17 protein-coding genes are annotated in these 25,381 nt (G+C 62.7%); 13 read left to right on the plus strand and 4 right to left on the minus strand.

Annotated features, from left to right (window positions below):
• Positions 1-85: 85 nt before the first annotated feature.
• The 8 genes from aspA (at position 86) to ACP7E3_RS02610 (ending at position 17,105) form a co-directional block, all read left to right on the plus strand.
• Positions 86-1,510 (plus strand): aspartate ammonia-lyase, encoded by a 1,425-nt coding sequence (aspA, locus tag ACP7E3_RS02575; RefSeq protein WP_017850012.1) that lies wholly within the window; start codon positions 86-88, stop codon positions 1,508-1,510.
• 380 nt (positions 1,511-1,890) lie between these two features.
• Positions 1,891-3,342 (plus strand): alanine/glycine:cation symporter family protein, encoded by a 1,452-nt coding sequence (locus ACP7E3_RS02580; RefSeq protein WP_046381614.1) that lies wholly within the window; start codon positions 1,891-1,893, stop codon positions 3,340-3,342.
• A gap of 72 nt (positions 3,343-3,414) precedes the next feature.
• Positions 3,415-4,392, plus strand: coding sequence for an asparaginase (locus ACP7E3_RS02585; protein ID WP_046381613.1), 978 nt, complete (start codon positions 3,415-3,417; stop codon positions 4,390-4,392).
• Between the two features lie 129 nt (positions 4,393-4,521).
• Positions 4,522-9,117, plus strand: a complete 4,596-nt coding sequence (locus ACP7E3_RS02590) for a hypothetical protein (protein WP_426122189.1) — start codon at positions 4,522-4,524, stop codon at positions 9,115-9,117.
• 59 nt (positions 9,118-9,176) lie between these two features.
• On the plus strand, positions 9,177-10,169 hold the full coding sequence (locus tag ACP7E3_RS02595) for an AraC family transcriptional regulator (protein WP_426122191.1): 993 nt from the start codon (positions 9,177-9,179) through the stop codon (positions 10,167-10,169).
• Between the two features lie 133 nt (positions 10,170-10,302).
• Complete coding sequence (locus ACP7E3_RS02600; protein WP_046381610.1) at positions 10,303-11,337, plus strand: histone deacetylase family protein; 1,035 nt, start codon at positions 10,303-10,305, stop codon at positions 11,335-11,337.
• Entirely contained in the window at positions 11,334-12,425 is a 1,092-nt protein-coding gene (locus ACP7E3_RS02605) for a polyamine ABC transporter substrate-binding protein (RefSeq protein WP_017850018.1), read from the plus strand. Before ACP7E3_RS02600 ends, ACP7E3_RS02605 begins: the two co-directional genes overlap by 4 nt.
• Before the next feature lie 111 nt (positions 12,426-12,536).
• Entirely contained in the window at positions 12,537-17,105 is a 4,569-nt protein-coding gene (locus ACP7E3_RS02610) for a dermonecrotic toxin domain-containing protein (RefSeq protein ID WP_426122194.1), read from the plus strand.
• On the opposite strand, the gene ACP7E3_RS02615 is transcribed toward ACP7E3_RS02610, so the two are convergent.
• On the minus strand, positions 17,090-18,640 hold the full coding sequence (locus ACP7E3_RS02615) for a PLP-dependent aminotransferase family protein (protein ID WP_108525813.1): 1,551 nt from the start codon (positions 18,638-18,640) through the stop codon (positions 17,090-17,092). The two genes, ACP7E3_RS02610 and ACP7E3_RS02615, sit on opposite strands and share 16 nt — an antisense overlap.
• Before the next feature lie 102 nt (positions 18,641-18,742).
• On the opposite strand from ACP7E3_RS02615, the gene ACP7E3_RS02620 reads away from it, so the two are divergent.
• From ACP7E3_RS02620 to ACP7E3_RS02630, 3 genes are read left to right on the plus strand one after another with little or no spacing between them, the layout of a single operon-like run.
• Positions 18,743-19,381, plus strand: coding sequence for an FMN-binding negative transcriptional regulator (locus tag ACP7E3_RS02620; protein WP_108525811.1), 639 nt, complete (start codon positions 18,743-18,745; stop codon positions 19,379-19,381).
• A complete protein-coding gene (locus ACP7E3_RS02625) occupies positions 19,378-19,824 on the plus strand; it encodes a GNAT family N-acetyltransferase (protein ID WP_426122196.1) in 447 nt (148 codons plus the stop codon). The genes ACP7E3_RS02620 and ACP7E3_RS02625 overlap by 4 nt, the downstream gene beginning before the upstream one ends.
• Positions 19,825-19,834: 10 nt before the next feature.
• Positions 19,835-20,506, plus strand: coding sequence for a GNAT family N-acetyltransferase (locus tag ACP7E3_RS02630; protein WP_017850023.1), 672 nt, complete (start codon positions 19,835-19,837; stop codon positions 20,504-20,506).
• A 552-nt stretch (positions 20,507-21,058) separates the two neighbouring features.
• Here the strand turns inward: ACP7E3_RS02630 and ACP7E3_RS02635 are convergent.
• On the minus strand, positions 21,059-21,961 hold the full coding sequence (locus ACP7E3_RS02635; RefSeq protein WP_026140405.1) for a homocysteine S-methyltransferase family protein: 903 nt from the start codon (positions 21,959-21,961) through the stop codon (positions 21,059-21,061).
• A gap of 113 nt (positions 21,962-22,074) precedes the next feature.
• On the opposite strand from ACP7E3_RS02635, the gene ACP7E3_RS02640 reads away from it, so the two are divergent.
• Together ACP7E3_RS02640 and ACP7E3_RS02645 are read left to right on the plus strand one after the other, a co-directional pair.
• Complete coding sequence (locus tag ACP7E3_RS02640; RefSeq protein WP_017850025.1) at positions 22,075-22,896, plus strand: ABC transporter substrate-binding protein; 822 nt, start codon at positions 22,075-22,077, stop codon at positions 22,894-22,896.
• The gene (locus ACP7E3_RS02645; protein ID WP_426122199.1) at positions 22,893-23,723 is read left to right on the plus strand and encodes an amino acid ABC transporter permease; all 831 of its coding nucleotides are present in this window, start codon (positions 22,893-22,895) and stop codon (positions 23,721-23,723) included. The genes ACP7E3_RS02640 and ACP7E3_RS02645 overlap by 4 nt, the downstream gene beginning before the upstream one ends.
• 4 nt (positions 23,724-23,727) lie before the next feature.
• Here the strand turns inward: ACP7E3_RS02645 and ACP7E3_RS02650 are convergent, their stop codons facing one another.
• Both ACP7E3_RS02650 and ACP7E3_RS02655 read right to left on the minus strand, forming a co-directional pair.
• Positions 23,728-24,009 (minus strand): helix-turn-helix domain-containing protein, encoded by a 282-nt coding sequence (locus tag ACP7E3_RS02650; protein ID WP_017850027.1) that lies wholly within the window; start codon positions 24,007-24,009, stop codon positions 23,728-23,730.
• Entirely contained in the window at positions 24,006-25,346 is a 1,341-nt protein-coding gene (locus tag ACP7E3_RS02655; protein ID WP_128192118.1) for a type II toxin-antitoxin system HipA family toxin, read from the minus strand. The genes ACP7E3_RS02650 and ACP7E3_RS02655 overlap by 4 nt, the downstream gene beginning before the upstream one ends.
• Positions 25,347-25,381 lie beyond the last annotated feature (35 nt).

Consider the following 25,381-nt stretch of genomic DNA (forward strand, 5'->3'; position numbering starts at 1 on the left):
AACAGCATTGGCCCAAAAACTTCCACAAGCCTAGCATTCACAGCGTTCCGGCCAGTTCCGGGTCCATATCGAGATGATTTCCGTCATGTCCTCCGCTGCATCATTCCGCACAGAAAAAGACCTGCTTGGCGTACTCGAAGTACCTGCTCAAGCGTATTACGGCATCCAGACCCTGCGAGCGGTGAATAACTTCCGCCTCTCGGGCGTTCCGATTTCGCATTACCCGAAATTGGTGGTCGGCCTGGCAATGGTCAAGCAAGCCGCCGCTGACGCCAACCGCGAGTTGGGCCAGCTCAGCGAAGCCAAGCACGCTGCGATCAGCGAAGCCTGTGCCCGCCTGATCCGCGGCGACTTCCACGAAGAATTCGTGGTGGACATGATTCAAGGCGGCGCTGGCACTTCAACCAACATGAATGCCAACGAAGTCATCGCCAACATCGCGTTGGAGGCCATGGGCCACAACAAGGGCGAGTACCAGTACCTGCACCCGAACAACGACGTGAACATGGCGCAGTCGACCAACGACGCCTACCCGACCGCGATCCGCCTGGGTCTGCTGTTGGGCCATGACGCGCTGCTGGCCAGCCTCGACAGCCTGATCCAGGCGTTCGCCGCCAAGGGTGTCGAGTTCAACCATGTACTGAAAATGGGCCGCACCCAGTTGCAAGACGCCGTGCCGATGACCCTCGGCCAGGAATTCCGCGCCTTTGCCACCACCCTCAACGAAGACCTGGCCCGCCTGAAAACCCTGGCGCCGGAGCTGTTGACCGAAGTGAACCTGGGCGGCACCGCCATCGGCACCGGCATCAACGCCGACCCGCGCTACCAGGCCCTGGCCGTACAACGCCTGGCCACCATCAGCGGCCAGCCACTGGTGCCGGCGGCGGACTTGATCGAAGCCACCTCCGACATGGGCGCCTTCGTATTGTTCTCCGGCATGCTCAAGCGTACCGCGGTGAAGCTGTCGAAGATCTGCAACGACCTGCGCCTGCTGTCCAGCGGCCCACGTACCGGCATCAACGAGATCAACCTGCCGGCCCGCCAGCCTGGCAGCTCGATCATGCCTGGCAAGGTCAACCCGGTGATCCCGGAAGCCGTCAACCAAGTGGCCTTCCAAGTGATCGGCAACGACCTGGCCCTGACCATGGCAGCCGAAGGCGGCCAACTGCAGTTGAACGTGATGGAACCGTTGATCGCCTTCAAGATCTTCGACTCGATCCGCCTGCTGCAACGGGCCATGGACATGCTGCGCGAGCACTGCATCGTCGGCATCACCGCCAACGAAGCCCGCTGCCGCGAGTTGGTGGAGCACTCCATCGGCCTGGTCACCGCGCTGAACCCGTACATCGGCTATGAAAACGCCACCCGCATCGCGCGTATCGCCCTCGAAAGCGGCCGCGGCGTGCTGGAACTGGTGCGCGAAGAAGGCTTGCTCGACGACGCCATGCTCGACGACATCCTGCGCCCCGAAAACATGATTGCTCCACGTTTGGTCCCGCTGAAGGCCTAAGCGTTTGTTGCACCGCTCACCAGGTTGAGGGACTAGACACCTCTCACCTTTTGAGGGCCTGAAGGCTCGTTCTTCAGGCCCTTTTTTTTGCCTCAAGGTTGTGAAATGACGCCCATAAAAATTCCAATATCGCCCCTGCCCGCCACGCCCTGGCTGAAACCTTTAATCAGCCCAGGCAGACGGATCACGTTCGCCTAGGTATAGTGCCGCCCCTCTTCGCGCCAGCGGCCATCGGTAACGAGGCCCGGACACACGCGAAAACGCATGAATAACAACACCCGCAAAAGGATCGGGTCGAACCGTCGCGCACTGCCTGGTGCCAAGTGACAGCGTCGAACCGTCCTGCGTTTGCCATTAGAAAAATCAGCGAGGAACACTCCATGCTCGAAGTCATCAACGACTTCCTCTCAGGGAAAGTACTGATCGTGCTCATTGTCGGGCTCGGCGGTTATTTCACGATCCGCTCGCGTTTCGTTCAGTTGCGTCACTTTTTCCACATGTTTTCGGTGTTTCGCGACAGCCTGAAAAACAGCTCCGACCAGCTCAGTTCGTTCCAGGCGCTGATGCTCAGCCTGGCCGGCCGCGTCGGTGCCGGTAACATCGCCGGTGTCGGCATTGCCGTGACCCTGGGCGGCCCCGGTGCCGTGTTCTGGATGTGGGTCACCGCGTTGGTGGGCATGTCCTCGAGCTTTATCGAGTGCTCCCTCGGCCAGTTGTACAAGCGCACCGACGCCGAAGGCACCTTCCGCGGCGGCCCGGCTTATTACATCCAGCACGGCCTGCACAAACGCTGGCTGGGCATGGTGATGGCGTTCCTGCTGCTGGTGACCTTCGGCTTTGCGTTCAACGGCCTGCAAGCGCATGCCGTGACGCATTCGCTGAACAACGCCTTCGGCCTCGACACCACCTACACCGGCCTGGCCCTGGCGGCATTGCTGGGCCTGGTGTTCATCGGCGGGATCAAGCGGATCGCCTCGATCGCCGACCTGCTGGTGCCGGTCAAGACCCTGGTCTACATCGCCGTGACCCTCTACGTGATCGTGCTGCAATTCGACCACGTGCCGGCCATGCTCGCGACCATCGTCAAGAGCGCGTTCGGCCTCGACCAGGCCTTCGGCGGCCTGGTGGGCAGTGCGATCATCATGGGTGTGAAGCGCGGCGTATTCGCCAACGAAGCCGGTTTGGGCAGTGCGCCTAACGTGGCGGCGGTCGCGTCGGTGGAACATCCGATCGCCCAAGGCGTGGTGCAAGCGTTCAGCGTGTTCCTCGATACTTTCGTGATCTGCACCTGCACCGCCTTGCTGATCCTGCTCTCCGGTTTCTACACCCCGGGCTTTGAAGGCGACGGCATTGCCCTGACCCAGAACTCCCTGGCAGCCGTGGTCGGCGACTGGGGCCGGATGTTCATCTCGGTGGCCCTGGCGTTGTTCGTGTTCACCTCGATCATGTACAACTACTACCTCGGCGAGAGCAACCTGCGCTTCCTGGTCGGCAACAACCGCAAGGTGCTGATGGGCTACCGCGCGTTGGTGCTGGTGCTGATTTTCTGGGGTTCGATCGAGAACCTGAGCACCGTGTTCGCCTTCGCCGACATCACCATGACGATGCTCGCGTTCGTCAACCTGTTCGCCCTGGCGTTCCTGTTCAAGATCGCCATGCGTATCCTGAATGACTACGACAACCAGCGCGCGGCGGGGATCAAGACCCCGGTGTTCGACTCCAGCCAGTTCCCCGACCTGGACCTGGACCACAAGGCCTGGCCGGCCAACCCGGTGAAACCGGAGCCTGCCGCTAAAGCGCCTGCTGAATCGATCGCACTGTCGCAACGCTAAGCGCAGATGACACGCCGCCTGGCCTTGGGCATGCTCTGGGCTTGGCGGCGTTTTTCGTTCAGGAGATTTTCGATGCAAGCAGCTAACAACGTCATGGTGCTCTACACCGGCGGCACCATCGGCATGCAAGCCAGTGCCAACGGCCTGACCCCCGCATCCGGTTTCGAAGCCCGCATGCGCGAACAGCTCGCCAACCAGCCGGTGCCTACATGGCGCTTCCGGGAAATGTCGCCGCTGATCGACAGCGCCAACATGACCCCGGCCTACTGGCAGCGCCTGCGCACTGCCGTGGTCGAAGCCGTGGACGACGGTTGCGACGCGGTGCTGATCCTGCACGGCACCGACACCTTGGCCTACAGCGCGGCCGCCATGAGCTTCCAACTGCTGGGCCTGCCGGCGCCGGTGCTGTTCACCGGTTCCATGCTCCCGGCCGGCGTACCCGACAGCGATGCCTGGGAAAACGTCAGCGGTGCGCTGCTGGCCCTGGGCCAAGGCCTGGCGCCGGGTGTGCAGTTGTACTTCCACGGCACGCTGATGGCGCCGACACGCTGCGCGAAAGTCCGCAGCTTCGGGCGTCACCCGTTCGCCGCGTTGCAACGCCAGGGCGGCGTGGCCCGCGCCGCGTCGATTCCTGCAGCGCTGGACTACCGTCAGCCCAAGGCCCTGGCCAATGTCGGCGTGCTGCCGTTGGTGCCGGGTATCGGCGCGCCCCAACTGGACGGTTTGATCGGCAGCGGCCTGCAGGCGCTGATCCTGGAATGCTTCGGCAGCGGCACCGGGCCCAGCGACGACCCCGAGTTCCTCGCCAGCCTCCAGCGCGCGCAGGCGCAAGGCGTGGTCGTGGTCGCGATCACCCAATGCCATGAGGGCGGCGTGGAACTGGACGTGTACGAAGCCGGCAGCCGTTTGCGTGCAGTGGGCGTGCTGTCCGGTGGCGGCATGACCCGTGAAGCGGCGTTCGGCAAACTCAACGCGCTGCTCGGCGCCGGGCTCGACACCCAGACCATCCGGCACCTGGTGGAACTCGATCTGTGCGGTGAACTGGCCTGAATCGTACAGCCGAACCCGCGTAAAAACCCTCGGCCAACTATATAGTTAGCCTCCTCCCTGCCTTGCCGCTTTCTAGCATGCCGAAGCTGTTCTTCCGGCAGCGTCCATGAAATGGCAAGGCAGGAACCCATGAGCCAACAAACCTCCACCCTTCGTTACAACCCCTCCGATACGCTGGTCACCCAACTCTGCGTCGGCCCCGCCTTCCGGGAAGCCGCCAGCACGCTGTTACGCCGCTCGTTGCAAGAACTCTACCCGGACCTGGGCATCGACCCGGACATCGCCATGGTCGGCACGCCGACATGGGGCATTGTCGACGATGAAATCGTCGCCGGCCCCACCGCGCACCAAACCCTCACCGACATCCTCACCAATCAGGCCATCTCAGGTGAACCCGCGCTCTACATCGAAGGCGCGCACTACCTTATCCAGCCGAAAAACCAGCAACCCACCGCGCACCTGCCGGTACGCATCACGCAGATCGCCACCCTGATCAACCTGCTGGCACCGGTGATGCTCACCGCCTACCAGGAACAACAAGTGGCGTTCTGGAACTCCAGCAACGGCACCTCCGGCCCCCATTGGCAAGCCTTGTCCAGCACGCTGCGCTCGGTGTGGAACGTGACCCGCGTCGACGGCTGGGACGAGCAGGACTGCGCCATGGCCCGCACGCTGTACGCCGCGCCGGAACTGACACGCCGCCAGAGCGACGATGCATTCGCCTGCCGCGCCTACCTGGTGGACGTCGATCAGGTCGATGGCGCAACCGTCACCCACCTGGGCCTGCTGTCGATTGCCGTGCTGATCGGCAACCACGACGGCGAGACGCTTATCCTCACGTACTCCCTGTTCAACGGCTACGAGAAATTCGCCACGCTGGAGCAACTGGGCCAGAGCTTGCCCGGCTACGTAGGTCGCCATGCACCCACTGACATCCAATGGCGACTGTTCGAACCCACCGGGCATTTTTTCGATCACCAGGCTTGCACGCTGATTGCCCAACAGCTTGCGTTCATCGGGCAGCTCGACACTCAGCAACTGCGGCGCACCGCCCCCAGCGAATCCTCACTCAACCTGCCACCGGCCACCCAAGAGCTGGTCGGCGAAAAGCAACCCGACCTCAAACCCTACCTCGACGCACTCCCGTCCTGGCTGACGTCCGCCTCCACCAGCGACCTGAGTCTCTACGCACGCTACCTGAAAGACCTCGCCGCGCTGCACAGCCTCAACGCGGGCAAGTCCTACGACGATGACATCCCGCACATCCAGACCTACGCGCTCGACAGACTGCGCGCCGAAATGCTCAAGGACCACACCGACGCGGCGAACCTGCGCCTGGAGAACATCGAGATTCAGGTACGCAGCCCGATTGTGTGGGGCAGTTTCACCCTGCCGGGCAAGGTCGACACCACCACCTTCAGCCTGGCCGACCTGGCCCTGCAAAACCTGATCGGCCTGCCCCTCGGCGACAAAAGCGTGCGCTTGCGCAACAGCAGCACCGTGCCGGCGTGGCTGACCATGGCATACATCGAAACGCTGATCCGCAAGGTGGACGTCGGCCAACACTACCCGGCCCTGGCCAAAAGCAAGTTGCTCGACAACCCGCTCGAATCCAGCCGCCGACGCGCCCTGTACAGCAGCCATTTGCGCATCCAACTGCCGCTGCAAGCCTTGCAATACAAGATGAGCCGACACGCCGGGATCGACGAACTGGGGTATCGCTACGTCGCTGCCGTGCTGGCGCCAGAGGCAGCGGACCGTCAGGTCGACGGGCAAGCCATCGTTCTTCGTCCCCTGGCCTTCCTGCCGAAAAACCGCAGCGCCGACACGCAAGACGTGGTGAGCAACATGTTTGTGATTGGCCCCCAGGACACGAACGCCGGGCCCTGCCTGTTGTATCGCCCGATGGCGGAATTACAACTGCTGCAATATCCGTCACCGGCCGACCTGCTGTATGCGATCCGCCAATCACGCCACCTGCGCGACTCGGTCCTGGCCTGGCTGCCGGACAACGTGCGCGACGACTACGCACGCTACGCATTCCCTGGCGAACTGCCCTCGCCCTGGGCAGTCGTGACGTTGCTGGCGGACCCGGTCAAACTCGTGATGATGAGCGGGCCCATGGACCTGGGCACGCAAGTGCTCAGCGGTGATCTGCCCGGCGAGCTGTTCAAGGCCAACGCCAACGCGCTGATCACGCTGGCCGACCGTCAGTCGGCGTCGAATGCCGAAAGTCGCTGGGCCTCGCTCAAGCAGGCGGGCTGGCTGATATTCAACGCAGCCCTGCCGTTCCTGGGCCGCACCGTGAACACCGCCGCCTGGATCTGGCAGATACTGGATCAGGTGCAAGCGGTCGTCGACGCGCAACAGCAAAAGGACAAACCGGCCCAATGGTCCGCCCTGGCCGGGCTGTTGCTCAACCTGGGCATGGTGTTGACCCTGCACATCGCCAGCCGCGACGCGCCGCCAGCCCCCGCCTTGAGCAAGGACGAGCCGGCACCGAAACCTGCCGCCAGGCCCGAGGTGATCGCCAAGCCCGTGACAGTCAAACAATTGGCCAACCTTTCGGCAGTTGAGCTGCCAGGCAATCACCCGCATGCACTGCACACCCTGGCCGCGATCAACCGCAGCCCCAGCGACCTGGGCAGCCTGCTGGACAGTTTCAAGGTCGAAAAGCCGAAGGTGCGCAACAAGGCCTCATCGCGCATCGGCCCTCATCGCCACCTCTATCCGCTGCTCGATAAATGGTACGCACAGGTCGGCGAACGCTGGTTCGAAGTGACGGTGGATGAGAATGACGAAGTGCAGATCACCGATCCCCAACAACCCGCGCGCAACGGTCCCTTTCTGATCGGCAATCTCAAGGGCGAGTGGTTCATCGACACCCGGCTGCGCCTGCGTGGCGGCGGTTCAAGAAGCCGGGAGCGCAAAGCCCGGGCGCAAGCCGAACGTCAGGCCAGCCAACTGCGCAGGCAGATCACCGCCTTCGAGCAACAGAAAAAGACCGCCCAGGACACCCTGGAAAAGACTTATCAGGCACTGGTCGACGCACCGCCCACCTCGGCCCAGGCCGCGCAAAGGGCTTACCTCGATCAACTGGAGGCCCAACGCACAGACTACGAGACCGCCCTGAAAAACCTGAAAGAGTTGAATGTACTTGCCCCAACGCCGGACTACCTGCACAGCGCCGTGGGGTATCTCAAGGCTCAGTTGAGCCTGAGCTGGGCCGGGCTCAACGAAGTGCTCAAAGCCTTTACACCCAAACTCCGTACAATCCTCGACCACATCGCGAAGCAGGCCGCCGACGCACGCGCGCGCAACATCCCCGACGCACTGCAAATGAACGCAATACTGCACGGCATGATCGAGCGCCTGGACTACTTCGAAACGCGGTTCAACGAACTGCGTGACCTGCCCGGCGAAGGCCTGCGCCTGATCAAGAACACCAAAAGCCTGCTGCCTGCCTACAGCAGCGGCGACCTCAAGGCGTTGCAAGTCACCTTGGCCCGCAACCTGTGCCTGCGCGAAACCACCACCCTCAGCGCACCACTGGCATGGGCGGCCATCGACCATATTGTCGACGCCTGCGACATCGCCATCCAGGCCCTGCGCGACACCCTGCGCGAGCGCAGTGACAAGCGCATCGACGAACAGATCGAAACCCTGAGCAGCCTGATCGAACAGTTCACGGTGCTGGGCGAGCGCCTGCAGGACTTTCCCACGGAATTCCCCAGCGTCTCCCTGACGGAACCGTTGACCCGCCTGCGCGAGCAACTCGGCGAGTACACCAAACGCGCCAGCACCCATCTTGCGCAAATGGCCGACCGACGCACCTCACTGAGAGCCACCCCCAGCCCGCCGCCCGTCCCGCCACACCCGCAGAAAAAATTCATCCGCACCCGTTACCACGGCATGGTCGTCGGTGAGCCGCAATTGTCCGCCACAGGCCTGGACACCGGGCTGGTGGATGTTCGCTCGCCCCTGTCCAACACCGTGGTGGCCACGTTTCACGAGAAACCGGACGGCTTTTGGGTGCAACGGGCCAGGAGCGAACAAACGGTGAACACGCCCATCGACCTGCAAACCAGCGTGGACGCCGGCCAGAACCTGCTCGACGGCCTACCGGACTTCAAACAACGGATCACCGGCCTGGCCAGCCAAGCCCAACGCACGCCCATCGGCATCGAATACTTGTACCATCAACACGCCCAGCGCCTGGAGCAAGCCACGCGCAGTATCGAGCAAGCCCTGAGCCAGAAGAACCTCGCGCAAGGCGACGTGGCCCTGGCCAGCACCGTCAAAAAGACCCTCAGCGACGCCACCACAGCCCTCTATCAACAATCCGTAGACAATGTGTTGAGGATGACCCAACAGCACCCGCCGACACCCTCCGGCGTGCAATGGTTGAAGGCCCGCAACGCGATAAGCATCAAAAAAACCATCAGCCGCCGACGCATCAAGTCCGCCCGGCCGGATTACCTGGACGAATACACCATCACCGACCGCAGCACCCATAAGGTGCTGTGGTATGCACACTTCCACTACTCGACCGACTGGACCACACCCAGGGCGTTTATCAGCGCGCGCCTCAAGACACCGCAGGAACACAGCCTGGGCGCGGCAGCCGACACCACCAAAGGCCTGAGCAGCGCACAACGCGTGGCATTCCACCGCAGCGAGATCAACGAGAGTCAGGCCAGTACGCTGTTTTTCAACCTCGCCTGACACACGGCCGACGGCACACAACTTGCTCTTTCACCGTACCTGACACGTTGGAGCCGTCGATGCTGCACGCTCATCTCACCACCCTCAACGCGGTGTCGCTGGTGCTCGACACCTTCAAGGCCCAAGGGCTGCCCAGCGAGGCCTTGCTCGCGGGCAGCGGCATCTGCGCGGCGGACTTGAGCCGCGCCGACACGCGCATTACCACCAATCAGGAAATGCGCGTATGCGCCAATGCCGTGGCCCTGCGCCGGGATGTCGGCCTGGTGCTGGGCCGCCAGATGCATGTGTCGGCCTACGGCATGCTCGGTTACGCGCTGCTGACGAGTGCCACCTTCGGTGACGCTTTGCGCCTGGCGCTGCGTTATCCGGCGCTGCTGGGAACACTTTTCAAGCTGAGCCTGGAGGCGGACGGCGAGCGCATCTGGTTTACCGCCGCGGACTATCGCGAAACCCTGGCCATGCAGATGTTCAACGTCGAACTGTGCCTGGCCTCGCTGAAGGTGATCTGCGACGACCTGCTCGGCCAGCCGCTGGCGCTGCTTGGCGCACGCTTTGAATACAGCGCGCCGGATTATCGCGCGCGCTACAGCGAGTGTTTCGCCTGCCCGCTGCAGTTCGACGCCGGCACCAACGCCTTCGCCTTCGACAAGCGCTGGCTGGACCAGCCCCTGCCCCTGGCCGACGCCGTCACGCACCAGGCCATGGCCGAGCGATGCCGCAAACAGAACCTGGAGTTCACCGGCCGCCAGGCGTGGCTGGGCAGAATCCGCCAGTTGCTCACCAGCCAACTCGGCGCCGCGCCGGGGATCGAAGGCCTGGCCGCACAGATGAACTGCTCGCCGCGCACCCTGCGCCGCCACTTGCACGACCTGGGGTGCAGTTATCAGGAACTGCTCGACGAACTGCGCTTCGAGCGCGCCAAGCAATGGCTGGCGGCGGATGAACTGCCGATCTACCGCATCGCCGAGCAACTGGGTTTCAGCGAAACCGCCAGCTTCCGGCATGCCTTTGTGCGCTGGAGCGGCGTGGCGCCGAGCCAATTTCGTGCATGACGCCCCATTGATGGGCGAATTGCGGACACACAATTTGGCCCGATTTATCCCCTTTTGGCCGCTCCTGCCGTTCTCATAAAGCGCCCCGCCCGCAAGACTGCAGGCACCGATACCGCCTGCGGAGAACAACAAAATGCTGACGATCTACTCGGACGATCACCACCTGCACCACGGCCGCTGTGAACTGATGGACGGGCAACTGATGCCCTGCTTCGAAATGCCCTCGCGCGCCGACCACGTACTGCAACGGGTCAAAGCCCGTGGGCTGGGCCCGGTCCTTGCCCCGCAGGACTTTGGCCTCGCGCCGCTGCAACGTGTCCATAGCCGCGACTACCTGGACTTCTTCAAAGGTGCCTGGCAACGCTGGACCGCATTCGGCGAGGACGGCGACCTGTTGCCCTACACCTGGCCCGCCCGCACCTTGCGCCGCGTGCTGCCCACCAGCCTGCACGGCCAGCTCGGTTACTACAGCTTCGACGGCGGCGCACCGATTACCGCCGGCACCTGGCAAGCGGCCTACAGCGCCGCCCAGGTCGCGTTGACCGCACAGCAAGCGATCCAGCGCGGCGCCCACTGTGCGTTCGCGCTGTGTCGCCCGCCGGGGCACCACGCCGCCAGCGACTTGATGGGCGGTTATTGCTACCTCAACAACGCCGCCATCGCCGCCCAGGCGTTTCTCGACCAGGGCCATCGCAAGGTGGCGATCCTCGACGTGGACTACCACCACGGCAACGGCACTCAATCGATCTTCTACGCACGCAACGACGTGCTCTTTACCTCGATCCATGGGCATCCGGAGGCGGAGTTCCCGTTTTTCCTGGGCTACGCCGATGAGCAGGGAGAAGGCGCCGGGGAAGGCTTCAACTTCAACTACCCGTTGCCGGCCGGTTCCGGGTGGGCGCGCTGGAGCGCGGCGCTTGACGAGGCGTGCAGGGAAATCGAGCGCTATGACGCCGACATCATCGTCGTGTCGCTGGGTGTGGACACGTTCAAGGACGACCCGATCTCGCAGTTCAAGCTCGACAGCCCGGATTACCTGGCCATGGGCGCACGCATCGCGCGCCTGGGCAAACCCACGCTGTTTGTGATGGAAGGCGGCTACGCCGTGGCAGAAATCGGCATCAACGCCGTCAACGTTCTAGAAGGTTTTGAGGGGTCCCTCCAATGAACATGCTCAAGTCGCTCGTCCTCTGCGCCGCCGTTCTCGGTGGCGCGGCCCATGCCGAAGAGAAAACCCTGCGGGTCTACAACTGGTTCGACTACATCACGCCCAAGGCGCTGGAAGACTTCAAGGCGCAGAACCCCGACGTCAAACTGGTGTACGACATCTTCGACACCAACGAAGCCCTGGAAGCCAAGCTGCTCACCGGCAACTCCGGGTATGACGTGGTGGTGCCGTCCAACGTGTTCCTCGCCAAGCAGATCGAAGCCGGAGTATTCCAGCCCCTGGACCGCAGCCGACTGCCGAACTGGAACCACCTCGATCCCAAGCTGATGAAGCTGCTCGAGGCCAACGACCCCGGCAATAAGTTCGCCGTGCCCTACATGTACGGCACCATCCTGATCGGCTTCAACCCCGACAAGGTCAAGGCCGCGCTGGGTGCCGATGCGCCGGTGGACAGTTGGGACCTGATCTTCAAGGAAGAAAACATCAGCAAGCTCAAGCAGTGTGGCGTCGCGCTGCTCGATTCGCCGTCCGAGATCCTGCCGCTGGCCCTGCAGCACCTGGGCCTGGACCCCAACAGCAGCAACCCCAAGGACTATGAAAAAGCCGAAGCGCTGCTGATGAAAGTCCGCCCGTACATCACCTACTTCCACTCCTCCAAGTACATGGCCGATATCGCCAACGGTGACATCTGCGTGGCCGTCGGTTATTCCGGCAGCTTCTCCCAGGCCGCCAACCGCGCCAAGGAAGCCAAGAACGGCGTGATCGTGGACATGCGCCTGCCCAAGGAAGGCGCGCCGATCTGGTTCGACATGCTCGCCCTGCCCAAAGGCGCGAAAAACCCGCAGGACGCCTACACCTTCATCAACTACCTGCTGCAACCGCAGGTGATCGCGCCGATCAGCGACTTCGTCGGTTACCCCAACCCGAACAAAGACGCGACGGAACTGGTTGACCCAGCGATCCGCCACAACCCCAACCTGTACCCCACCGAGGCGGCGATGGCCACGCTGTATACCCTCAAACCCCTGGGCCGCGACGCCGAGCGCGCCCGGACGCGGGCGTGGACCAAGATCAAGTCGGGGACATAGGGGCCGCCCGCTATCTAACTACCACCTCCGGACGGGCACGCGCCCTAACGTGGTCGAGGTCCTGGGTTGCCGTCGGCAACCCGCCTCACCTCGCCCGTCAGGAGCCCGCCCTTGCCCTCATCGCCTCCCAGTGCCAACGACCTGTTGACTCAACTGACCACCGGCCCCTCCTTGCGCGAAGTCGCGGCCGCCACCCTGCGCTCGAGCTTGCGCGAGCTGTACCCGGATCTCGACATCGACCCCGATCTGACCCTTCTGGTGACGCCGCACTGGCAGATCACCGCCGAGGCGATCCTGCCCGGAGCCCCGCGATTTCAAACACTGACCGGCGCGTTGTGCCGCAGTGCAACATCCGGCGCACCTGTCACCTGGCTCGACAGCGAGCACTACCTGATCTATCAATCCGCCACCGGGCCGAACGTGCATCTGCCGGTCAAGGTGGACTCCGTCGGCCGCCTGATCAATGAGCTGGCACCGTTGCTGTGCGTCGCGTACCAAGAGCAGCAACTCGCGTTCTGGAATGCCAGCAACCACCCGAACGGCCCACGCTGGCGCACCTTTGCCAACGCCTTGCGCGCGATCTGGAATGTCGACAGCGTGGAGGGTTGGGACGAGGATGAATGCAACGTTGCCAGGGCGGTTTTTCACACGCCGGATTACGCCCAGCGCTTGCCCCAGGACAAATACGCGACCAAGGCTTATCTGATCGACGTCGACTTGGAATACGCCACACAGGTCAAACACCTCAACCTGTCGGCATTGGCGGTACTGGTCGGGCGCCTCGGCGAGCGCGACATCATCCTCAGCTATTCGATCGCCGACGGTTACGCCGCCTTCAAGAGCCTGCAAGCGCTTGGCGACGCCCTGAGCATTCAAGTGGCCACTCCACAGGCGACCAAGCTCCACTGGCGACTCTTCCAACCCTCAGGGGACTTTTTCGAGCAGCAGGCCTGTGCGTTTATTTCCCTGCAGATTCAGGCAATCGGCGCAATCGCGTTCAACAGCGGTGAGCTGATCCCGACCATGGCGCACGACAAGCCAGGCAGCGAAATCGCCCCCCGCGCCCCGCTGGATCAAGACAGAATCGGCTGGGTACATCGTGCCTTGCCCGACTGGATACTCACCGCGTCCTCGTCGGATCAGGCAACCTACGGGCGCTACATGATGGACCTCGCGGCCCTGCACCTGCGGCACGCGGGTAAAGCCTTTGATGATGGGATCAAGCACATCGGCGATTTTGCCCTGGATGCGATCCACACCCTGATGGTCAAGGACCACCCCGGCGTGGCCCGCACGACGCTGGACAGCGTGCGGATCAGCGTCACCAGCGTGCAAGCCTGGGGCACCCTGATCGTGCCGGGAAACACCCAGACCCAAACCTTTACCCTCGCCGAGTTGGCCCTGGAAAACCTGATAGCCCTGCCCTTGGGCAACAAAACCGTCGGTTATGAAAACGGCAGCGCGGTGCCCGCCTGGATGACGGCGGCCTACCTGGAGCACTTGATTACCCAGGCGAACGTCGGCATGCACTACCCGGCCCTGGTCAAACGCACGCTGCTTGACGACGCTGCCGAGTCCCTGCGAAGGCAACGTCTCTACACCGCTCAATTACGCCTGCAACTGCCGCTACTGGCGTTGCAGTACAAAGTACGAGGTGTCCACGACCTGAGCGAACAGGGCTATCGCTATGTCTGCGCGGCGATGCATCCAGACAGCGCAGCCCGTGTGGTCGACGGCGCGGCGGTGGTCATCCGCCGCTTGTCCCTGCTCCCCAAACGCCGTCTGGGCTCGGCCGTCGACGTCGTCGGCAACATGTTCGTCATTGGCCCTCAAGACCCGAAAAAAGGTCCTTGCCTGCTCTATCGCCCGCTGTCCAACCAACCGTTGATGCAGTTCCCGTCACCGACCAATCTGCTGTACGCGATCAAACAAGACACGCCATTGCGCCAATCGGTCCTGGCTTGGCTGCCCGATAAGGTGCGAACGGCTTACGCGCAATTTGTGTTTCCCGGCAGCCTGCCCTCGCCGTGGGTATTTACCAGTGTGCTGAGCGACCCGCTGAATGCACTGGTGATGACCGGGCCCGTCGAACTGGGGCGGGAAGTGCTGCCAAACGACGACTTCGCCACACTGTTCCGAGCCAACGCCGACGCGCTGGTCACCCTGGCCGACCGCCAATCGGTGTCCAATGCCGAGGCGCGCTGGGAGAGTTTCAAGCACGCCGGGTGGCTGATGTTCAATACCGTGCTGCCGTTCATGGGCCGCGCCGCGGGCGCCGCGACCTGGATCTGGCAATTGATGGATGACCTGCAACAGATGGTCGACACCAATGAGGTCGGTGACCGTTCCGCCGGGCTCTCGGCGCTGGTGGATATCTTGCTGACGCTCGGCATGGTGTTAACGACGCATGTCGCCACGGCGCATCGGCCCGAGTCGTCCATCGGGAAGCCCGCCAAGCCGCCCGAATTGCCGCCGCCGGAGGTCAAGGTAGAGGTCGTCCAAAAGCCGGATATCGCGACGGCAGAGCTGCCCGTCGACCACGAACACACCCTGCACATCAGTGGTGCCCTGAACCGCAGCGCGCAGAACCTGGGCACGTTTCTCGACAGCTTTGCGCAGGCCAAGCCCGATCAATTGGGTACGCAACAGACCGTGGAAGGCCCTCATCAGCATCTCTATGCCAAAGCCTCACACTGGTACGCCCCGGTGGGTACACGATGGTTTGAAGTGACGGTCGACGAAAACGACACCGTGTTGATCATCGATCCGCGCCAACCAGGCCGGCGCGGCCCGCCGCTGATCGCCAATCGCCTGGGGCAATGGTTCGTCGACACGCGCTTGCGCCTACGCGCAGGCGGCCTGCGCAGCCGGCGCAAAAAAGGCGAAGCCCTCAGGCCGCCGAAAATCACCGATTTACGCCGGCAACTGGCAACCTTCGACAGCGAGCAAGCCCAGCGCCAGCACGGTCTTGAAGCCTTGCAAGGCGCCATCGACCGCACGGCGGGTGACGCCAAAGCCGCGGCCAGAACCACCTTTCTCGAACAGGTGGATACGCGTCTCAAAGAATTCGACGTACCGATTTCCCAGCTCAAATCCCTGAATATTCTCGACACGGTGCCCAACTATCAGGACGCCATGGTCGGCTACCTGGAACATCAGCTGTTTCTGGCGCGCTCCGCCATCAGCGAACAACAGATCCCGTTTCGCGAACGACTGGAAGCCATACAGGGCCACCTCGACATCGAGGGCGTTGAAGAAGAAGCCTTGCCCACCGTTCACTACCGCAACATGTATACCGCGACACACGCCATGGCGGAGCGCCTGGGCTACCTTCAGGCACGCTTCAAGGAGGCTCGTGCCCTGGGTGCGCGCGGGGTCAGGCTGATCCAGCAGCATGAGCCGCACCTGCCCGCTTATGCCCTTGATGATCTCAAGGCGTTCAAGATTACCCTGGGCCACTTCCTGTGCGTGGCCGAAGGCGCATCGGCCACACGCGCCGACGCCAGGGAAGCCTTGCGCCGTATCGTCGATGTGGCGGAGCTGGCGGTCCAAAGTTTCAGAGAGGCCGCACAACCGCGCAACATGGTGCCGCCGGAGCAGTTGATCGAAACCCTGGACAGCCTGATGGATCAGTTTTCCAGGGTTGACCAGAACCTGGTGGATCTGCCGGCCGAGTTTCCCAATGACCTCAACAAGCCCGACCTGGAAAACCTGCGCAAGCAAGTGGACGAGTTCGCTCGGCTCGCAGAGAAACAACTGACAACCCTGCTTCGCGAACGCAGAGCCATGGAGCCCACCGCGGGCCCGTCGCGCACCGTCCCCAGGGCGAAGAAAAAATACATCAAGACGCGCTTCAAGGGGATGGTGGTCGGCGAAGAGCGTGAGAGCCCCGACGAAGACGGCAAGACGCTGGTCGACGTAAAGGAACCCCTGACCGGCAAAGTGATTGCAACCTTCCATGAGAAGGAGCCGGGGGTTTGGGTCGAACGCGAGCTGACGCCCAAGCCCGCTTCCCGCAGCCAGGCGCGTAACCTGGCAAACAGCATCAGCGACGGTCAGGCGCTGGTCGATGGGGTCGAAGCCTTTATCGCCAACAAGGAAGCCTGGGCGAAGGAAACCCGGCAACTGCCGGTGGAAATCGAAGAGCGCTTCCACCAGCACGCCAAAAAACTGCAACGGGCCAACCAGGATATCGAAGAGGCGTTGACCTCCAGCAACCAGACCGAAAGCGCCTCGCCGTCAGCTGCGTTGACTAACCGCCGCCTTGATGAGGCGATCACCCAGCTTTACCGGGAAGGCAAACGGATCAAGCTCGAGGTGCTCAAGCGCCGACCACCGGAGGCGGCGCACGTCGAATTGCTGTTGCGCGAGGGCGCCGTCACGGTAGACCCGCCTGTCGGCGCCCGCACCCGACTCAGGGGGCGCGACAAGGGTTTCCTGCAGGAGTATGCGGTGGTGGACGTCAACACGAACCGTCCGTTGTGGTACGCACACTTTCACTACCCCACCCTCACCGGGCCGGAAGAAGCCTACACCGCCGCCCACCTGAAAAACCGCCAACAGCGCCTGATGGGCGGCCGGTTCGAACCCTTGAGCGACATCGCCGTGTACCGCAGTGAAATCGGTCTGCATCTGGCCCGCTCGCTGTTCCTGAAAGCCAAGCCTCAGCCCTCAGCCTGACCGGTCCAGGCCTGGCGCAACCGCGCGAGCGCCTGGCGGATCGCCGCCTCGGGCACTGCGGCGAAGCCCAGCACCAGGCCGGCGCGTTGATCGTCCGGTGGCCCGGCCTGCGCCAGCCAATAGCTGCTCAGGCCATTAACCTCCACGCCCACCGCGCGGGCCTGCGCCACCAGTTGTTGTTCGCGGGCAAGGCTGTCCACCCGCACGGTGAGGTGCAGGCCCGCGGCACTGTTCGGCAGGCTGCCGACCCCCGGCAGCTCGTCCGGCCAGCCGTTCAACAGGACGTTGCGCCGACTGAGCGCAGCGCGGCGCATGCGCCGGATATGCCGCTGAAAGTGCCCCGCCGCCATGAACTCCGCCATCACCGCCTGGGTGCTGACCTCCGAGTGCCGCACGTCCACGGCGCGGCGCTGGGCGAATGCGTCGACCAGCGTCGGCGGCAACACCAGGTAACCCAGGCGCAGCGCCGGGAACGCGACTTTGCCGAACGTCCCCACATACAACACCCGCCCGCTGCGATCCAGGGCCGCCAGCGGGGCCAGCGGCGCGCCGCTGTAACGGTACTCGCCGTCGTAGTCATCCTCGACGACCCAGCCACCGCTGCGTTCGGCCCAGGCCAGCAACTCCAGGCGCCGGGCCAGGCTCATGACCACGCCCAATGGGTACTGATGGGACGGCGTGACATAGGCCAGGCGGCAGTTGTCGAGGCCGTTCAACACGCTGCAGTCGATCCCCTCGCTGTCCACCGCCACACCTTGCAACTGCGCACCGGCCAGGGCGAAGGCATGACCGGCGGCGCGGTAGCCGGGATTTTCAATCGCCACGCCATCACCTGGGCTCACCAGCAACTGTGCACAAAGGCTGATTGCCTGCTGCGCGCCACTGGTGATCACAATTTGCTCAGCCGTACACTGCATGCCCCGCGAGCTGCGCAGGTAGGCGGCGATCAGGCTGCGCAAGCGCTCGTCCCCGGCCGGGTTGCCATAGCACAGTAGCTTGAGGTCCGGCTTGCGCCAAAAAGCCGCATTCAGCTTGGCCCAGACGTCAAAAGGGAACAGGTCGAAGGCCGGAACCCCCACCCGAAATGCCCGTGGAGGCCCCGTGGGCGGCAAGGGCAAATGGTTGTTTTCGAGGCGCTCCAGCGCCGCGCTGTGGATAACTTTTTCGCTCGAAATATCGGCGTTTTTCAGCTCGATTGTGGATAAGGCTGGGGATAAGCCTGTTGAAAACCCTGTGGACAGTTTTGTGGATAGTTTTTTTGAACTGGGCAGTTGGGCGACATACGTCCCGTCGCCGACCCGGCTTTGCGTAAAGCCCTCGGCATACAGCTGATCGTAGGCACGCACCACGCTGTTGCGCGAAATCGACAACGCCGCCGCCAGGTCGCGCGTGGCGGGCAAACGCGTGCCGCCGGCCAGTCGCCCGTCCAGCACGCGTTGGCGCAAGGCTTCGTACAGCTGGCGGGTCAGCCCCTGACGACGATCCAGCTCGATTCCCGCAGGGTTGAACGACAACGGCGGCGCAAGGGACGACATTGGGCAGGCTCCGGAATTGGACCCATGAAATGGGTCATAGATGGCTCTTACAACGAACCATTAGCCTGCCTAGGATGCAGGCATTCGCCAAGGAATACTTTTATGTACACACCACGCGCCTTTGCCCTCGACGATTTGCCCGAACTGCAGCAACTGATCCAGCACACGCGTCTGGCGCAGGTGGTGACCGTGGGTGAACACGGCCTGCTAGCCAGCCACCTGCCACTGCTGCTCAACCCCAACGAAGGCCCGAACGGTACGCTCTACGGCCACATGGCCAAGGCCAACCCGCAGTGGCACGACCTGCAGAACGGCGGCGAAGCGCTGGTGATCTTTGCCGGGGCCGACGCCTATGTCAGCCCGGCGTTTTACCCGAGCAAGGCCGAGCACGGCAAAGTGGTGCCCACCTGGAACTACCTGGCCGTGCATGCCTACGGCACGGCCGACGTGTTTACCGACGCCGAGCGCCTGCGCGGCGTGGTCAGCGCCCTCACCGACCGCCACGAAGGCCGCCGCGCCCAGCCCTGGAAGGTCAGCGACGCCCCGGCCGACTACATTGAAGGCATGCTCAAGGCCATCGTCGGTTTCGCCTTGCCCATCGAACGTCTGATCGGCAAACGCAAACTCAGCCAGAACCGCAGTGCCGCCGACATCCAGGGCGTGCGCGAGGGGCTGGCCACCAGCCTCGACGTGCGCGACCAGACCCTCGCCCGTTTCATTCCCCAAGGAGCCCCAGAATGAGCCCGATCGACATCCGCCCCGTCACCGCCGCCGACCACGCCGCCTGGCTCGCGCTGTGGCACGCGTACTTGCAGTTCTACAACACCGAACTGCCAGACGCCGTCACCCAGAGCACCTGGCAACGCCTGATCGACGCCCATGAGCCGACCCACTCCGCGCTCGCCTGGCAGGACGGCAAAGCGGTAGGCATGGTCAACTTCATCTACCATCGCTCCAACTGGAGCATTGAAAACTCCTGCTACCTGCAAGACCTGCTGGTGGCGCCGGCCCAGCGTGGCGGCGGCGTGGGCCGCAAATTGATCGAACACGTCTATGCCACGGCCAAAGCCGACGGCTGCTGCAAGGTCCATTGGCTGACCCACGAGACCAATGCCACCGCGATCCAACTGTACGAACGCATCGCCGAACGCCCTGGCTTCATCCAATTTCGCAAAGGTCTTTAAGGAGCGCAGCATGTCCACCTCTCTCGCCGACTGGCAAGGTGCCCCGGCGCCCACGGTCCAACTGCTCGAAGGGCGTTTCATCCGCCTGGAAAAACTCGACCCGGCGCGCCACGCCGACGGTCTGTGGCAAGCCCTCGAAGGCCCCGGCGCCGACCCCAAGCTGTGGGACTATTTGCCGTATGGCCCGTTCAGCGACCGCACCGCGTTCGATGCCTGGCTGAACAACCATGCCCAGCACAACGAGCCGTATTTCTTCAGCGTGATCGACCGCGCCAGCGGCGATGTGCAGGGCATCCTCAGCCTGATGTCCATCGTCCCGGCCCACGGGCGCATCGAAATCGGCCACGTCACCTTCGGCGCGCCGATGCAGCGCTCGCCGAAAAGCACCGAGGCCGTGTATCTGTTGGCCAAGCATGCTTTCGAACTGGGCTACCGCCGCCTGGAGTGGAAATGCAATAACGGCAATGCCCGCTCCAAATACGCCGCCGAGCGCCTGGGGTTCAGTTTTGAAGGGGTGTTCCGCCAGCACATGGTGGTCAAGGGGCAGAACCGGGACACGGCGTGGTATTCGATTCTGGACTCGGAATGGCCGCCGATCGGGGCAGGGTTTGAGCACTGGCTGTCGGAAGCCAATCAGGCAGGTTCAGGCCAATTGAAAAGCCTGGCGGAGTGCCGCGCCTAAATCCCACAGACAGCGCAGCACCAGAATATGAGAGCGGGCTTGCCCGCGAGGCGGTGGGTCAGTCGAGATTGATTTTCGACTGGTCTACCGCTATCGCGGCGTGGGTATCTACACATCCGATGACGCTGAAAACCCCGGTCGTATCGCGAGCTGTTGCTTTGCTGTTGCTCTGCTTTTGCTCTGTTTTTGATTTTGATCTTAGGCGCCCCGTTAACCACGCTGGCCGAACGCAGGCTTGAATCCGTGGGCAACCCGGCAGGACGCCGGGTTAGCCGTCCTGGGCCAGGGATGGCCCATGACGGCGGCCCACGGATTCAAGCCTGCGTTCGGGCATGCCGAGCCTAAGCGAGGCACCGAGTGGTGGGGGCAAGAGCGTTTTGCTTACTTTTGCGCTTTTCAAAAGTGAGCCGCCGTAAGGGCGGAACCCATAGCGGCCGTCATCTGAATAATGGATATGTACTCATTCCAACCCGAGCGAAGGGTCGGCCCACAGGCCGCCACGGGAGCAAGCTCCCTCCCACACTCGATCGTCAGTGCAATCCGCACTGGGTGTCAGTCGGCAAGCTGCTCGGCCAACACCGCAATATGCTCCGGTCCGATCCCGCAGCAACCGCCCAAATGGCTGGCGCCGCGCTTCTGCCAATCGGCAGCCCATTGCAGGTAGCCCGGCGGGTCGAGGTCGTCGCGCAACGGGTCGAGGCCGTCGTTGGCCGTGGCCTCCTTGGGCTGTGGCGGGAAGGCGTTGGCATAGGCGCCGATCTGGATCGCCACCCCCAGACGCTCGAAGGTCTGGCGGGCCGCATCAATCGCCGCGCCGATCACCTCCGGCTGGCTGCAGTTGAACAACAACACCTGCACGCCCAGTTGCGCAGCCGCTTCGGCCGCCTCGGCCACCGGCTCGCCGGAACGCAGGCGCGGCACCTCGTCGGTGTCTTCGTCCTTCAAGGTAAACGACAGCCAGAACGGTTTGCCGTCCGCCGGCAGACCGGCATGAATGGCCCGCGCCTCGACGATCGAACTCTGGGTTTCCGCCAGCCACAGGTCGACATAAGGCGCCAGGCCGGTCACCAGGGGCGTCAGCAGTTCGCTGACCCGGTCGGCCTCGAACAGGTCAGGCCGATACGAGCCGAACAGCGGCGGCAGGGAACCGGCCACGCGCACTGCTTGGCCGGACGCCACCACCGCGCGCCGCGCCAATTCACCGGCCAACGCCGCCAGGGCCTGGCCCTCGGCGGCAAACCGCGCTTCGCCGATATGAAACGGTACGACGGCATAGCTGTTGCTGGTGATCACGTCGGCACCGGCCTGGATGTAAGCCGCGTGTACCGCTTCCACCGCCTGTGGCGCTTCGCTCAACGCCAGCGCCGACCACTCCGGCTGTCGGAACGGCGCGCCGCGACGTTGCAGTTCGCGGCCCATGCCACCATCGAGAATTACTGTGCGTACTGCGGCCATATGCTTTTTACTCATAAGCTTATGAAAATAACTCACTATGAGAGTCGCTCTTATAACTATTTAATACGGTAAATTCGCTTCATAACAACTTCTTTTTTATTCGGGTGCCTCTCTTGAAACTCAAACCGCTACTGGCCCTGGGCCTGACCATGCTGGCTGCCTCCACCCAAGCCTTCGGCGGTGCAACCCTGGACCGGGTTGAGCAAAACCACGAATTGGTCGGCGTGCTGATGGAAAGCTATCCGCCTTTCTCGTTCCTCAACGAGCAGAACCAGCTCGACGGTTTCGACGTCGACGTGGCCAAGGCCGTCGCGCAAAAACTCGGGGTCAAACTGCGCCTGGAAACCCCGTCCTGGGACGTGATCGCCGCCGGCCGCTGGAGCGGGCGCTACGACATCTGCATCTGCTCGATGACCCCAAGCAAGGCCCGCGCCGAAGTGTTCGACTTCCCCGTGGAGTACTACGCTTCGCCCGCGGTGATCGTGGTCAATGCCAAGGATGAGCGCATCCACGGCGCCAAGGACCTGAGCGGCAAGAAAGTCGGCCTCACCAGCGCCTCCAGCTACGAGAGCTACCTGAACAAAAACCTGGTGATCGAAGGCGCCGAAGACACCCAGCTGCAGTACCCGTTCGAGAACGTGCAGATTGCCCCCTACGACACCGACAACGTGGCCTTCCAGGACCTGGGCCTGGGCGCCGGCGTGCGCCTGGATGCGATCCTCACCAACCTGGTCACCGCCCAACCGCGCCTGAGCCAGGACAAACGCTTCAAGCTGGCCGGCGAAGCGCTGTACGCCGAGCCCAACTCGGTGGCCATCGAAAAAGGCGACCCGCAGTGGGACAGCAAAGTGCGTGAAGTCTTCGCGCAGTTGAAACAGGACGGCACCTTGAGCAAGCTGTCGCAAAAATGGATCGGCGCCGACATCAGCCAATGACCGCGTTCCCCACCCCACCCAAACCACCGATCAGCGCGTCGCGGCTACAACGATTCTTCGGTTTTCGCACGCGCCTGTACCTGACCTGGGCCGCGCTGTTCTGCCTGTTCGCCAGCTTCTTCCTGAGCTTTGACCTGAAGTTCTCGATCATCCTCGACAAGCTGCCCAATCTGGTCGGCGTGCATCTGGCGCCCAACGGGTTTCTGCAAGGCGCGGCGCTGACGGTGTTCCTGTGCCTGTGCTCGATCGTGGCGTCATCAATACTGGGCTTTATCACCGCCCTGGGGCGCCTGTCGAAAAGCGCGGTGGCCTTTGGCGTCGCGAGTTTCTATGCCTCATTCTTCCGTGGCACACCGCTGCTGATCCAGATCCTGCTGATCTACCTGGGCCTGCCGCAACTGGGCCTGGTGCCGGGGGCCATCGTCGCCGGGATCATCGCGCTGTCGCTGAACTACGGCGCCTACCTGAGCGAAATCTTCCGCGCCGGCATCCTCGGCGTGCCCCACGGCCAACGGGAAGCCGCCCTGGCCCTGGGCATGCGCGACAGTTCGATCTTCTGGCACGTCACCCTGCCCCAGGCCATGCGTACCATCGTCCCGCCCGCCACCAACCAGTTCATCTCGATGCTCAAGGACTCCTCCCTGATCTCGGTGATGGGCGTGTGGGAAGTGATGTTCCTCGCGCAATCCTACGGCCGCTCCAGCTATCGCTACATCGAAATGCTCACCACGGCGGCGATCATCTACTGGGTGATGTCCCTCGGCCTGGAACTGATCCAGGCGCGCATGGAGCGGCATTACGGCAAGGGGTATGTGCGACGGGGGTGAGGACTCAGTCATCCCACTCGCGACGCACCTTGACCACGCCCATCTGTAAGCCAAAGGGGCGGAACACGGCGTTCAGCGATTTCAGGGTTTGATTGCCCTCGCCGTGTTCGATATGCACCAGGGTACGCACGGAAATCTTGCACATCTTGGCGAACTGGCTTTGGTGCAGGCCAGTGACTTCGGTGCGCAGGCGGCGCACGGCTTCGCCAATTGCAAGGGAACCGTCAGCCAGCCCCTGTTCGACACGTTCGATTAACAGGGCGCGGGCATCCAGGGTAATGGTCATTTCAGCCCCCATTGCTTCAGACGCATGTCCAGTTTCCCCAACGGGACGCTGGGGTGGTTCAAGGTGACCGCTGGCAAACCGCCTGCAGCCAAGATGTCCGGCAGAGCTCGCAAGTGTTCGGCGTCTTGTCGCAGCCGCTCAAAACTTTGCTCAGGGTCAATAATCTCGGCCAGTGCATCGCAGACCCCTCGCCAATTGATATCACCTGCCACTTCCAGCGCTTTGGGCCACTTGGTCGTTCGGGTAACGCCCTCGGCATCCATCACCATGGGGGCCAAGTCATAAATCGGCGCCAGACGCAGAGAGTCGGTACCTCGGATGATCGACATATTTCGCCCGTGGTTATCCGAGTTACCCAACACCTTGTTCAACAGGTCTCGGCGTAGGTACTCCGCAACCAGATCGGCAACCTGCTCTTCTTGCCCAACCGCGCGCCATTGATTCACCAGCAGTCTGATCACCTCAAGATGATCCATGTAACTGCCAGGCGTCGTCACTCCCGCCAAGGAATAAATCGACTCAACGGCCAATCGTTCGACACCGGCGTTACTGACCTTGCGATCAAAGCGGTGCATCCAAAGGCTCGGCTTGGTGGCCTCTTCCAATGCTAGCCCTTCGGCACCCACCGCCTCTATTCCCAGGGCCTGAAGAGCTCTGTAGTAGTGATACTCACTTCTCAGGATGTCTTGATCATTCTGGGTCGCCTGGTTACGTGCGAACTTGATAAACCAATGTTGGGTAACCTCGGCATCGTTCAGGGTAGCGTCCGGGTACAGCAAACCATCAGCATTCTGCGTCATCAACAGTTTCGGAGCCTCACCGCCCGCGCCCGTTGCCCCGCCGATTGCCGCGCCTTGTTCATAGGCATATTCCAGAAAGCTGTTATCGCGGTTGATCACTTCCCGACGAGGGAAACCAATCGGTGCGGTACCGTCCAGTACCTGCACGGATTCCTTGACCCGCATATGGCCAATGGGGGCCGGCGTACTGCGACCCAGTAGAAACAAATCGGCACTGACGCCCTCCGGCTTCTCATGGCCGATACGTTTCATCAAAGAACGTTTGGCGGCCCCTGCCGGTGCAATATCGTGCAAAAAAGCAGGCGCTTTCTTGAGAACCGCAACATCCCACTCCAGTGGAAACCGCGCACTGACAGATTTGGAAAAAGGCAATCGGACAGCGTCCAGGTTATCGACTAGATAATCCTGTCGATAATGAAACCTGCAAGGTCCATCAAAACCCTTTTCAGGCTCCGAGAACTCCAACCGCATAGCGTCACGCCAATGACCAGCGGTGAAAATCTGCAGTATCAAAGAGTAGGTCGTTTCCATCTGCATTTAAGTGCACCTGGCAAGCAATGTTCGGGACGCGT

The sequence above is a fragment of the Pseudomonas sp. PSPC2-3 genome (assembly GCF_049898265.1).
Taxonomy (GTDB): domain Bacteria; phylum Pseudomonadota; class Gammaproteobacteria; order Pseudomonadales; family Pseudomonadaceae; genus Aquipseudomonas; species Aquipseudomonas veronii.

Excerpts from the sequence above, each read along its gene's own strand:
- ACP7E3_RS02645 (WP_426122199.1), top strand. The coding sequence starts at position 22,893 with ATGACCGCGTTCCCCACCCCACCCAAACCACCGATCAGCGCGTCGCGG.
- ACP7E3_RS02635 (WP_026140405.1), bottom strand. The coding sequence starts at position 21,961 with ATGGCCGCAGTACGCACAGTAATTCTCGATGGTGGCATGGGCCGCGAA.
- ACP7E3_RS02590 (WP_426122189.1), top strand. The coding sequence starts at position 4,522 with ATGAGCCAACAAACCTCCACCCTTCGTTACAACCCCTCCGATACGCTG.
- ACP7E3_RS02630 (WP_017850023.1), top strand. The coding sequence starts at position 19,835 with ATGTCCACCTCTCTCGCCGACTGGCAAGGTGCCCCGGCGCCCACGGTC.
- ACP7E3_RS02580 (WP_046381614.1), top strand. The coding sequence starts at position 1,891 with ATGCTCGAAGTCATCAACGACTTCCTCTCAGGGAAAGTACTGATCGTG.
- ACP7E3_RS02585 (WP_046381613.1), top strand. The coding sequence starts at position 3,415 with ATGCAAGCAGCTAACAACGTCATGGTGCTCTACACCGGCGGCACCATC.
- ACP7E3_RS02625 (WP_426122196.1), top strand. The coding sequence starts at position 19,378 with ATGAGCCCGATCGACATCCGCCCCGTCACCGCCGCCGACCACGCCGCC.
- ACP7E3_RS02655 (WP_128192118.1), bottom strand. The coding sequence starts at position 25,346 with ATGCAGATGGAAACGACCTACTCTTTGATACTGCAGATTTTCACCGCT.
- ACP7E3_RS02620 (WP_108525811.1), top strand. The coding sequence starts at position 18,743 with ATGTACACACCACGCGCCTTTGCCCTCGACGATTTGCCCGAACTGCAG.
- aspA (WP_017850012.1), top strand. The coding sequence starts at position 86 with ATGTCCTCCGCTGCATCATTCCGCACAGAAAAAGACCTGCTTGGCGTA.
- ACP7E3_RS02600 (WP_046381610.1), top strand. The coding sequence starts at position 10,303 with ATGCTGACGATCTACTCGGACGATCACCACCTGCACCACGGCCGCTGT.
- ACP7E3_RS02615 (WP_108525813.1), bottom strand. The coding sequence starts at position 18,640 with ATGTCGTCCCTTGCGCCGCCGTTGTCGTTCAACCCTGCGGGAATCGAG.
- ACP7E3_RS02595 (WP_426122191.1), top strand. The coding sequence starts at position 9,177 with ATGCTGCACGCTCATCTCACCACCCTCAACGCGGTGTCGCTGGTGCTC.
- ACP7E3_RS02605 (WP_017850018.1), top strand. The coding sequence starts at position 11,334 with ATGAACATGCTCAAGTCGCTCGTCCTCTGCGCCGCCGTTCTCGGTGGC.
- ACP7E3_RS02650 (WP_017850027.1), bottom strand. The coding sequence starts at position 24,009 with ATGACCATTACCCTGGATGCCCGCGCCCTGTTAATCGAACGTGTCGAA.